Annotated in this window: 11 protein-coding genes; 2 read left to right on the forward strand and 9 right to left on the reverse strand. The window is 44.2% G+C overall.

The window, feature by feature from the left end:
* The first annotated feature begins 220 nt into the window (after positions 1 to 220).
* Positions 221 to 985 (forward strand): TerC family protein, encoded by a 765-nt coding sequence (locus tag M0696_RS20010; RefSeq protein WP_222142337.1) that lies wholly within the window; start codon positions 221 to 223, stop codon positions 983 to 985.
* 275 nt (positions 986 to 1,260) lie between these two features.
* Here the strand turns inward: M0696_RS20010 and M0696_RS20015 are convergent, their stop codons facing one another.
* From M0696_RS20015 to M0696_RS20055, 9 genes are all read right to left on the reverse strand, one after another.
* On the reverse strand, positions 1,261 to 1,707 hold the full coding sequence (locus tag M0696_RS20015; protein ID WP_222142338.1) for a universal stress protein: 447 nt from the start codon (positions 1,705 to 1,707) through the stop codon (positions 1,261 to 1,263).
* Positions 1,708 to 1,809: 102 nt separating this feature from the next.
* Entirely contained in the window at positions 1,810 to 3,219 is a 1,410-nt protein-coding gene (gene bglH / locus M0696_RS20020; RefSeq protein WP_222142339.1) for an aryl-phospho-beta-d-glucosidase, read from the reverse strand.
* Between the two features lie 21 nt (positions 3,220 to 3,240).
* Positions 3,241 to 5,079, reverse strand: a complete 1,839-nt coding sequence (bglP, locus tag M0696_RS20025) for a PTS beta-glucoside transporter subunit IIABC (RefSeq protein WP_222142340.1) — start codon at positions 5,077 to 5,079, stop codon at positions 3,241 to 3,243.
* A gap of 428 nt (positions 5,080 to 5,507) precedes the next feature.
* On the reverse strand, positions 5,508 to 5,846 hold the full coding sequence (locus M0696_RS20030) for a hypothetical protein (protein ID WP_222142341.1): 339 nt from the start codon (positions 5,844 to 5,846) through the stop codon (positions 5,508 to 5,510).
* A gap of 16 nt (positions 5,847 to 5,862) precedes the next feature.
* Positions 5,863 to 7,479, reverse strand: a complete 1,617-nt coding sequence (locus M0696_RS20035) for a T7SS effector LXG polymorphic toxin (RefSeq protein WP_222142342.1) — start codon at positions 7,477 to 7,479, stop codon at positions 5,863 to 5,865.
* Between the two features lie 19 nt (positions 7,480 to 7,498).
* Positions 7,499 to 7,768 (reverse strand): YwqI/YxiC family protein, encoded by a 270-nt coding sequence (locus tag M0696_RS20040; protein ID WP_248602334.1) that lies wholly within the window; start codon positions 7,766 to 7,768, stop codon positions 7,499 to 7,501.
* A gap of 11 nt (positions 7,769 to 7,779) precedes the next feature.
* Complete coding sequence (locus tag M0696_RS20045) at positions 7,780 to 8,145, reverse strand: YwqH-like family protein (RefSeq protein WP_222142343.1); 366 nt, start codon at positions 8,143 to 8,145, stop codon at positions 7,780 to 7,782.
* Between the two features lie 304 nt (positions 8,146 to 8,449).
* Positions 8,450 to 9,868 (reverse strand): arabinan endo-1,5-alpha-L-arabinosidase AbnB, encoded by a 1,419-nt coding sequence (gene abnB, locus M0696_RS20050; protein ID WP_222142344.1) that lies wholly within the window; start codon positions 9,866 to 9,868, stop codon positions 8,450 to 8,452.
* A gap of 71 nt (positions 9,869 to 9,939) precedes the next feature.
* A complete protein-coding gene (locus tag M0696_RS20055) occupies positions 9,940 to 10,929 on the reverse strand; it encodes a Gfo/Idh/MocA family protein (protein WP_222142345.1) in 990 nt (329 codons plus the stop codon).
* Positions 10,930 to 11,174: 245 nt separating this feature from the next.
* Here M0696_RS20055 and hutP point away from each other — a divergent pair, with 245 nt between their 5' ends.
* The gene (gene hutP / locus M0696_RS20060) at positions 11,175 to 11,621 is read left to right on the forward strand and encodes a histidine utilization transcription antiterminator HutP (RefSeq protein ID WP_166846580.1); all 447 of its coding nucleotides are present in this window, start codon (positions 11,175 to 11,177) and stop codon (positions 11,619 to 11,621) included.
* Positions 11,622 to 11,626 lie beyond the last annotated feature (5 nt).

The raw sequence follows: 11,626 nt of genomic DNA on the forward strand, positions 1-11,626 counted from the left end.
GCAGGTGCACGATGAAATGATCAGATGATTTTTTACATCTATATCTGTTCAAAAAAGACTCGTATCCCATTTTGTTCCAGGGTAATTTTTTTGTTAGCAAAAAAAAGCAACCCAAGAAATACCAACCTACTCAATAGAGTTAACTATAAATGAGAAGGGTAATACTGTTGATATCAAAACTTTTACGGCACACTTTACGTTTTAGAAAGGAAAGATGTTAATGGAGTCTATCTGGCTGGAATATGCCTGGACATTGTTAATCTTAATCGGATTAGAAGGACTGCTATCGGCTGACAATGCCCTTGTATTGGCAGTTATCGCCAAGCATTTACCCAATGATCAGAAAAAAAAAGCGATAAATTATGGAATCATAATGGCATTTGCCTTCCGGTTTGCGGCGCTTTTTGCCATTTCGTTTATCGCAAATGTCTGGCAGATTCAGGCGATAGGAGCAGCGTATCTTCTATACCTGGGCTTAAAGCATGTGATTAAGGCCCGTTTCGGGAAAAAAAGTGAGAATATTCATGAGGAGGCCAAAGAGGAGACTGCCGGGAAAGGTTTCTGGCCCACAGTCGGGAAAATTGCTTTAGCGGACCTCGCTTTTGCCATTGATTCGATTCTGGCTGCGGTTGCTTTAGCTCTCGGGCTTCCGGATTCACCGCTTGATGATTTCGGCGGCATGGATGGAGGACAATTTATTGTTGTTGTCCTAGGCGGGATTGCCGGCCTTATCCTGATTAAGTTTGCAGCAACTTGGTTTGTAAAGCTTCTTAATCAGCGCCCTGCACTGGAAACAACCGCATATGCCATTGTGGCCTGGGTCGGTGTCAAACTGGTGGTCATTACCCTTGCCCATGAGGATATTGGAATCCTGGACCATCACTTTCCACACAGCACCACCTGGACGCTAATCTTCTATGGCGTATTAGTGGCCATTGCTTTATTCGGTTGGTTTGCGCCGGCCAATAAATCATCAAAGAAATAAAGATATATAAAGCAACAATGAATAGAAAACTGGAAAGTATATTGGGGCATCTAAACATATTAGTACTAATTGAAACCAAACAAGATAGAGGCGTCATCCCTTACTGATCAAGGGAGCGCCTCTTTTGGATATTGTTGTTTTAATAAAAACAAATTTTTTAAAGGTTGTGTTTAATGAACAGTTTACGAAATTGTGAATAAGCAAACTCTCTTCTAGCTATTTAAATACAGTAAGTCTCGGATGCTGGCCATTCGCTATATCAGATGAATTTTTATCTATCGAACAATTAAAACCGGACAAGTTGATAATTGAGACACTTTATGGCTGACACTTCCAAGCATCATTTCTTTTAAGCCGCTGATGCCCCGGCTGCCGACTACGATCAGGCTGACGCCTTTCTCTTTTGCTGTATTCAGAATCTCATGCGCCGGCTCTCCATTCGCATAAATGATTTCAGCTTGAACACCGTTCTCAGCTGCTTTTTCTTTTGCGTTCTCAAGGATTTTTAGGCCTTCTTTTTTAACCTCGTTCCTGATTTCATCAATAAAACGCTCAGGCACATAGACAATTCCCGTCAGAGAAGAAGTCGTGACGACGGCTTCTCTCCCCACATGAAGGATGCTTAGTTCCGCCTGCTGTTCTTTGGCCATATGCACTGCGGCATCAAGCGCTTTTGCACTCATGTCTGATCCGTCAATCGCAACTAACATTTTGTTAAACATGCTCTTCCCGCCTTTCGGACTGTGGGTGGTTCATCTTTCTCTTTTATTGTCCGCCTGCTTCCTCTTATTGTCAATTGAAGCGCATGCGTTTTCAAAAAGTTGTCAGAGACTTTCTCCGTTTGTAGCGATGACCTGCTGATACCAGCTGAAGCTTTTTTTCTTAATGCGGTTTAATGTTCCGTTTCCTTCATTGTCCCGGTCCACATAAATGAAGCCGTAGCGTTTTTTCATTTCCGCAGTAGATGCGCTGACAAGGTCAATTGGCCCCCATGATGTGTATCCGATTAATTCAACGCCGTCCGCAATGGCTTCGCGCACTTCAATTAAATGATCACGCAGATAGTTGATTCTGTAATCGTCCTGAATCGTGCCGTCATCCTCAACCTTGTCGACAGCGCCCAGGCCGTTTTCCACGATAAACAGAGGCTTCTGATAGCGATCGTATAAGGTGTTGAGCGTGATTCGCAAGCCTTTCGGGTCAATCTGCCAGCCCCATTCCGATGATTTCAAATAAGGGTTTTTGACTCCGCCCAGCAGGTTGCCCCCTGATTTTGCAAGATCTTTAGGATCAGTGCTTGCCGCCATCGACATGTAGTAGCTGAATCCAATGTAATCTACCGTATGGTCTTTCAAGAGCACTTCATCGCCTTCAGCCATTTCAATCGTAATATTGTTTTCTGCCAGATAGCGTTTCATATATCCCGGGTACGCGCCTCTTGCCTGCACATCCGAGAAGAAAAGTGTTTTGCGCTCATTCTCCAGTGCCGCGAAGACGTCCTCCGGCTTAGATGTCATCGGGTAGGTTGTCGTAGCTGCAATCATACAGCCGATTTTCGAATCAGGGATGATCTCGTGACCCGCTTTGACGGCAAGAGCACTGGCCACAAATTGGTGGTGTGCCGCCTGGTACATCGCGTTTAATTTGTTTTCTCCTTCTTCAAAGACAAGGCCGCCGCCAGTAAACGGCGCATGGAGCACTACGTTAATTTCATTGAACGTCATCCAATACTTCACTTTGTGTTGATAGCGCTTGAAAACGGTTTTGGCATAGCGTTCGTAAAACTCTATGACCTTGCGATTCTTCCAGCCGCCGTAATTCTTCACTAAACCTAGCGGCATTTCATAATGAGAGATGGTGACGACAGGCTCAATATGATGCTTTAACAGCTCATCAAACAGATCATCATAAAATTTGAGCCCTTCTTCATTTGGCTTCTCTTCATCGCCATTCGGAAAAATTCTTGTCCACGCTATTGATGTGCGGAACGCCTTAAATCCCATTTCTGCAAACAAGGCAATGTCCTCTTTATAACGATGGTAAAAATCAATTCCGGTGTGATACAGATTCAAAGAAGTCATTGATTCATCAAATGGAGACATGATGCCGTTCGGTGATACATCAGCTGTCGAAAGCCCCTTTCCGCCCTCGTTATAAGCACCCTCCACTTGGTTGGCAGCAACTGCGCCGCCCCATAAAAATCCTTCTGGAAACCGTTTTGTATTTGAACTCATATTGATCACCCCATCAGTTTTTTAAGATAAAGCAAGCAGCGCTTCTTTTGTCTGCACTTTGCCGATTTCTTTCACCGGCGAAAACGAATATTGATCTGTATTGGTCACGATCACCGGGGTAATGACGTCATATCCCGCGGCTCTTATTTGTTCCAAATCAAAGGACACGAGCGGATCTCCCGGTGTGACCTTGTCGCCTTCTTTGACGTGAGCCGTGAACCATTGTCCCTCGAGTTTCACCGTGTCCAATCCAATGTGTATGAGGATTTCAGCTCCCTGATCACTCGTAATGCCAATTGCGTGTTTTGTTTTAAAAATGGTGGTAACGCTTCCACGAACAGGCGAAACAACTTCTCCTTCTTCAGGCTCAATGGCAAATCCTTTTCCCATAATTCCGGCAGAAAATACCCCGTCATTGACTTCGCTTAATGCTTTCACTTCTCCTTTAATCGGGCTGTGAATGATTTCTCCGCTGCCCTCATAGCTTTTTCCTGCCGTCGTCTGCCGGCTGCCGTCAGACGGTACATCCTCGAATCCAATCAAATACGCAGCGGCTGTTCCCGCCGCGAAAGCAATCACAAGACCGATCAACGCGTAAATAAACGTCGGGCCGATAAAGACAGGGATGCTCGGCAGACCTGCATTCCCTCCGACGATATAGGAAGCAACACCCGTCATTCCGTAGAAAGCGCCGCCGGCTGCACCGCCAAGTAAAGCGGCCGCGAACGGTTTTTTCAATCGCATATTTACGCCGTACATCGCCGGTTCTGTAATTCCCATTAGTGCCGTAATGCTCGTAGTAAGCGCAAGTGATTTAAACTTTTTGTTTCTGGAGCGAAGGAAAACGGCAAATGATGCCCCCGCCTGCCCCATATTCGCCAAAAACATCGCTGGCAGCAAATAGTCGTGCCCATTCTGGACAATGTTGTTGATCATGATCGGCACAAGAGCATAGTGCATACCTGTCATAATGATTAAAGAGAACGTTCCGGCAAGCAAAATCATCGCCAAAAGTCCTGCATGATCAAACAAATAATTAACGCCAGTAGACAAGTATTCGCCTAAAATAGCACCAAGCGGTCCAACTGTTATCAGTGTCAGCGGCACGACAATCAATAACGTCAATGTCGGAACCACTATCAATTTGAGAGACGAATGTGTGAAACGGTCAATCCACTTTTCTACGTACGAAGCAATCCAAATCGCCAGCAAAATCGGAATAACGGTTGAAGAATAAGTCGCAGCGGTTACAGGAAGCCCGATAAAGGAAATCGGTTTCCCCGAACCAAGCAGTGCCGTCAAATCCGGATGCAGTATCGCCGCTGCAATGGCTGCCGCTACGTATGGATTGCTTCCGAATTTTCTCGCCGCACTCATCGCTAGCAGGAGTGGCAGGAAGTAGAACGCGCCGTCACCGACAGCCGTCAAAGTGACATGAACCTGGCTCTTCTCCGCCATCCAGCCAAACGTAACCGCTAGTGCAACAAGCCCTTTGATCATCCCCGCTCCCGCAATCGCCGGCAGAATCGGGGTAAACACACCGGAAATCACATCAAAAACCGCACTCAGCACATTCTTTTTCTGAGATGATGAACCAGCGCTCTTTTCATCACTGAGATTGCTGTGCTTCAGCATCGCCTGATACACCTTCGGCACATCGTTCCCGATAATAATTTGAAACTGCTCGCCGCTGATATTGGTGCCCATCACACCCGGCAGCTGCTCCAGCTGACTGCGGTCCGCCTTCGAGTTGTCATAAAGATTAAAACGCAGCCTCGTCATGCAATGAATCACGCGCTGAACGTTTTCTTCACCGCCTACGAGTTGTAATATGTCTTTCGATAATTTATCATAATCCATGTGTATACCTCCTTTTTATGGGGGACTGCTGGATGAAAGGTGGCCGCCTTTCACCAGCTTTTTTTGTATCAAATGCCGCATCACCTCCTAAATGAGAATAAAAAAAACCTAAATGACACAGAATGCGAGAGTCTCCTCCTGCACCTGTACCATTTAGGTTTTGCCTGCTTTCGCAGTAACAATCCTGACGGGTCGCTATATTTGTTTGTAGGTATACTTTAGCACTAGAATTATGGGATGTCAACGCTTTCATTTTTGGTATTGACTAAGAGAATTACTTAATAAGGACTATTTTGTTTATGGCGGTAAGCCATTTTGTATATTTTGTTTTTCTTTTACTAAAAATTCTCGCAAATATCAGCTGACTTAATATAAAAAACCTTGAAAGGCAATTTAGCCCCTCAAGGTATATGTTTAAAGTAACGTTTTTATTTTTGACTATCCCTTTTCCATACACTTTCTCCGTCAGTTAAAAAAACTGCACTTGGCGGATCATCATAAAGTGAAATTTCAACTAATGAACCTTTCTTTTGTATTAACCAATTATATAAACTACTTTCTTCACTAGTAGGATGGGCTAAAATATCATTTACTTGAAATGTAACTGCATAATATTCGGTATAATTCACATCATCGTCATCCAACCCATTGTCTGTTTCAAAGAGTGTGTCTGGTTCACCAATAATCTTTAATCCACTATCCCACTCTATTATCAAGTCACTATCTTTATACTCTTTTATCGCTTTTATTAAAGGATCATATTCCATGTATATCCTCCTCTTATTACTTCTTTAAAGGTTCTGAAGGCACTATATGCGCTCCGTCTTTTCCGTAATGAATCATTCCTCTAGTAGTTTCAAGGTATTCACCAGTATCACGATCATAGTATTTTCCAATTGGTTTACCAAAGTCTACTCTTTCTTTTTTACCGTTTGGTAGTAGTTGACCTTTCCCTGCATACTTATCAAGCAATTCCTGCGCTTTTTTATTATCTCCATAAAAAATACTTTTGTTTTTCCCATTTGCTATTTCTTGCTTGTAGTTAGGAGTATTGGGAATATGTTTCTCTTGGGCACCCGGCTTTATTTTAACAGGATATCCATTTACTTCACGATACGGCCCTTTAGGTACTGACTTCTTTCCATAAGAAGGTACACCATTACCCGTATCCTTAGCAACGTTTTTAGCTTTCGTAGTCTTCTTTGCCTTTTTTCCATCATCAATAAGTTTATTAATATTTATTAACTTTTCTAACTTAGCTATTTTCGAAATTGGTACCGCGTGAACAGTTGCAATAATGCGATCTTTACTCGAGACTTTTTCGCCTGTTATAGGATCTCTGCCTGTAGCAGCTCTAAACAGATCATTTATACCTGAAAACTCTACAGCTGTCTCTAAAATTTTCACATATCCGCTCTCATCCACTTTAATGTCCGAGAGCGAGACGACAGGTTCAAGCTTCATGTCATTACCTGATATATATACATTGTAAAGTGTATCATTATAAACGACTTGCTTAACCTCTGCATTTGAGAAATCCGTTTTGATATGATCTATATGTTCACTCGTATTATACACTTTACCATTGATAACAATAATATTTTTATTTACCTTTTTAGAATGAGGCGTTTTGACGACTGAATCGACTTTAGACTTTTCTTTCTCGGCTAATTTCTTCAAGATCATCTCCATCGGTGAATCATCCTGCTGTTTCATTTGCGGATTGATGGCGCCAAATGTTTGGTTGATGTTTTCTTCTTCCTGCGATTTCAAGATCGAGCCGCTTTTATAGCCCGTAATTTCAATTTTCGGTCCGGTGTACATGGTTTCGAGCTGGTCCATGTATTTTTTCATTGTTTGAAAATCTGATTTTGCGGTTTCTAGTGCTTGGGCTTGCTGGCCGTCAAATTGAAAGAGCTTATGCAGGGTGTCTGTAATCAGCCGTTCAGCCTGTTCTGTTTCCATCCGAAAAATGGAATCATTGACTGTCGGCAGGCTGACGATGTGGTCGATGGCTGATGTCTGGCGATTCACTGCGTCAGTGAGCTGTTCTGTTACTTCTCGTGCATGTTTGACCCCGTGTCTCGCATCGTGTGAGAGAAAAGCCTCTGCAATCATGCCGTGGGAGTCAGATTCTACAGAGGCAATCGCATGCTGTGTTTGTTTCAGCACTTTTTTGTATTCGTCAATAAACATGCCAAAGAAAAGGAGAAAAGGCTTGTGGCATTCTTCGTAAAAGGTCCGGATGGCATCTCCGCCTTTTCCTTTTAGCGCATCCTTCATGCCTGCCAGATGCTCAACGCTTTTTTCCAGCTTCTCCAGCTGCCGTTTTTGCTTGTCCAGTTTCTCAATCGTATGCTGAATGCCCTCGTGAAGAGCGTGGACATCTAATGTTTTCAATCCCTTGTCCTCCCGTGCTTTATTTCATGGAAGATGATATGTTTTCGTCCGTTTCCTTCATCGCGTTTACAGCAGTTTCCGTTTGTGCGATATGCTTGGCCAAAACAGACGCATATGCTTCAGTGAGCTCCTTGATATCCTCATTTAATTGCTCGATCGACTTCACAACATTCAAATGGTTTCGTCCTGAGAGATGGCCGGGCAAGGAGGACTTGAGTTCCGCTGAATTCTTAAGCTGAGAGAGCCCTTGCTTCACTGTGCCGTAGACCATTTTAATTTCCTGTGCCATTTGTGCTCACCTCACTTTTTATGTTTTTCCTTCTCTATTTCATGCTCTATCCTCGTGATTTGGCGTCTAATAGAATATATGTCTCCCTCTAATGAGTGGATTTTTCCTTCTATACTTTCGATAATTCCACTGACTTGTTGGCTTTTGATTTGATCGTACGATTTGTTCATTCCTTCACGAATATCTTCAAACCGCTCCGCATGTGTTCCTCTCCATGCCTCCCGGTTAAGATGAGGCCGATGAATGAGATGCTGGGCCTCTGAAAATTCGTGTTTGATTTGCCTGATTTCGTGCAGCACTCGTTTTAACTGATGGATTTGTTCCTGTTTTTCATGTAAGTCGGCTTTTACCGAATGTAACAACATTTCACTATGCATGCCGCAACACCTCGTGTTTCTATCAAACTGTGTCAATTCTTGACAATACAGACTATTTTCATATTACATGATGGGTCATATTGGCTAAATAGGTAAAAAGGTTTGTCTTAAGGGATGTTATCCCGGTTCTAAATAGCTAAAAATTCGATTTGATGACTTTATAAGAGGAGAATCATCATAATAGGGACTTTTCGTTCAGGTCTTGAAACCTATTGTCGCTTCTGTTTTTTCTCTCGCTCAACCGTTTCTTATAGTCAATAAAGCTCATAAAAAAAGCGCCTTCTCTAGAAGGCGCTTCTCCATCTTATTTAGATCCCCAAACAGCCTCACCGCTGCCATTCAACACACTAAACGTCATCACGTTCTTCTCTCTCACCGAATCCCACTGCTTTAAAAATACTCCGCTATACTTCTTGCCGGCTAACGTGATATCAGCTGTATTTTTTCCGGTTTTCTGCCACGTTCCCGCCATTTCCCCGGAAATGGTGTGGTCTTTGTTGAGCTGGATGTTGATGGTTTTTTTGATGTCTGCTGAGATGTCTTTTCCGTGCTGAATGAGCTTGTATGTTCCTGTGACGTCTTTTTGTTTTACTTTTTTCAGTGTTTCTCCTGCGTAACGATATGGCGCTGCTACCGGCCAGCCGTCCTTGTTCATGAACATTTGGTGGACTCTGACTTCGTGTTCTTCACCTCTCCCTGGGAAGCGGGTGTGGAAGATTAAATAGGAGCGTCCGGTTTTTTCATCATAGTATGCTGAGTTGTGGCCTGGTGAAACGTACCCGGTTCCTTTTTCTCGTTCTGTCTCAAATGAATAGCTGCCCATGAGTTTGACGCCATAAGGTTCGATTGAGCGGTCGTCGAAGAATGTGCCTTCTTTGCCGCGGACGTCAAGCATCGGGTTTCCTTCTGCATCATAGTAAGGGCCGTCAGGTTTTTTGGAGCGGGCCACACGGATGTTGTAGCCGCCTGTTGCGTCAAGGCCGCCAAATGACAGGTATAAGTAGTAGTATTGGGTGTCTGGATTGTAGAGAACATAAGGGCCTTCGATTCTGCTGTGGTTGCCGCCGAGCAGTTTTTTGCCGTATCCCTGCCCAGGAAGCGGGAAGCCTGTTTTCGGATTCATTTCCAGAATGAAAATGCCGCCTGAGTATGATCCGTACACCATCCATAGCTTGCCGTTTTTATCAAAGAAGGTATGCGGGTCTACGACATTCGGATGTTTGGTTGCGTCATATGGTGTTCCATCATTGCTTGTGCCTTCCATGCCTGATTTCAAAAAGATGCCTTTGTTTTTGTACGGGCCTTCGATGTTATCAGCGACGGCGACACCCAGAGCTGATCTTGGCGAATCGCCGCGGCAGGCGTTGTAGTACATATAGTATTTGCCATCCGCCAGCTGTGTGACGTCAGCCGCCCACAGGGTATTGGATTGCGCCCATTCAAAGGTGTCTTTTAATTCTTCGTAGACATTCGGAATCAGAGGATTGTCGTTGCTTACACTGGTGGTCAGCTGCTGCCATTGCATGAGGTCATTTGTTTTTGCTGAAGCGAGATGAGATCCAAAAACATAAAAGGTGCCATTTGTTTCAATGATGGAAGGGTCATGGACGCTGGCTTCTGTAAATACGGGTTTTTCTGCCTTTTGTGCATAAGCAGAGTTTGGCAGGGTGAAGGCCATGATAAGGGCTGCAAGAAAACATACACGGAACAATCGGTTGAACATCTAAACAATTCGCCTCACTTTTTTATTAAATTTTTAAGCGCTTACATTTTCTATGAAGAAACATCGGCCCGTTATGAAAGGCGGATGTTTTCATATTCAAACGGGTAGGTGATTCCCCACTGTTCTCTGACATTGTCCATAATGCTCATGACATCAAGGGAGAGACTGATGGTCTGGCTGCCTGTTTGATGCAGGACTGCTACTTGCATATCCTCTACTTCATAGTTCAACCCTTTTGCCGTTTCTCCTTCTTCAATCACCTCTGTTTTTCCATTTGCGTACGTAATAAGTGCTTTGTCTGGCCTTGTAAAGTCGTCGACTGTGATAAAGCCATTTTCTCCGGCAACTACGCCTCTTTTTGGCATTTTGGCTCTCATTGTCAGCGATATGACAGCCATTTCATTGTCAGCGTTTTTTAAGATGATGCCTGATTGCTCGTCTACACCTGTGTCAGTCAGCTTGGCGGTGCTGAGGATTTCATTCGGCTGGCTCGTGAGAAAATACCTCGCGAAAGAGAGTGCATAGGCGCCTGTATCTAAGAGTGCGCCGCCAGCCAGTTCTTTATTAAAGAACCGGTTTGTGACGTCGTATGGTTTGCGCGTTCCGAAGGAGACTTGAACCATTTTAAGAGGCCCGATGCGACCCGACTTCACGATGTCACGGAGTTGTTTGTACAGCGGCATATGATAGATGGTCATCGCCTCAGATACAACAAGCTGTTTTTCTTTGGCCAAGCCGCTGATCTCCTTCAACTGTCTTGCATTGACGGTAATGGCCTTCTCACAAAGAACATGCTTGTGATGCTGAAGGCATTTCGTCATATATTCATAGTGATTTGAATGTGGAGTGGCAATGTAGACAATATCGACATTCTCATCTTGCAGCAGTTCTTCATAGCTGCCGTATGCTTTTTCGACATGATGCTCCTTGGCGAACGCCTTGGCTTTGTCCAAGCTTCGTGACCCTGCGGCATAGACCGTTCCGTTTACTTCTTTCAGCGCTTTGGCGAAATCTGAGGCGATTGCGCCAAGGCCTAGTAATCCCCAATTTAAGCTCTTCACTGCACTTCGCTCCTCTTCTATTTGAAAATTATATTTAGAGTACGACAGCCGCCGCCCGCACTCCTGTCTGGCTATGGGGTAGAATGTGCTGAAAGAAAACCCGTCCTTTTTTTCTATATCACGCTATTACAATAGCAATCTAACTTGTTAAAGACTGTAAAAAACCTTTTGACTTCTGATTCGGGAACAATTAATATAATACTCAGTTAATAGTTATCAGAATTTTTAGGAATTGAGTGATTCATATGACACTGCACAAAGAGCGCCGGATCGGCCGACTGTCTGTTCTTCTGCTGCTGAATGAAGCGGAAGAAAGCAAACAGGTCAGGGAGCTGGAGCGAGACGGCTGGAAGGTCTGTCTCGGCAAGGTAGGATCAATGGACGCGCATAAAGTGGTAGCCGCAATTGAAACCGCTTCCAAAAAGAGCGGTGTCATTCAATCTGAGGGTTATCGCGAGTCACATGCGCTTTATCATGCGACGATGGAGGCTTTGCATGGGGTGACCAGAGGTGAAATGCTGCTTGGATCGCTGCTTCGGACGGTTGGTTTGAGGTTTGCCGTTTTGAGGGGGAATCCTTATGAAAGTGAAGCGGAAGGCGATTGGATCGCTGTCTCGCTTTATGGAACAATCGGGGCGCCGATTAAAGGCCTAGAGCACGAGACATTCGGAGTTGGAATCAATCACATATGAAACAG

It is taken from the genome of Bacillus rugosus, assembly GCF_023238245.1.
Classification (GTDB): Bacteria; Bacillota; Bacilli; order Bacillales; family Bacillaceae; genus Bacillus; species Bacillus rugosus.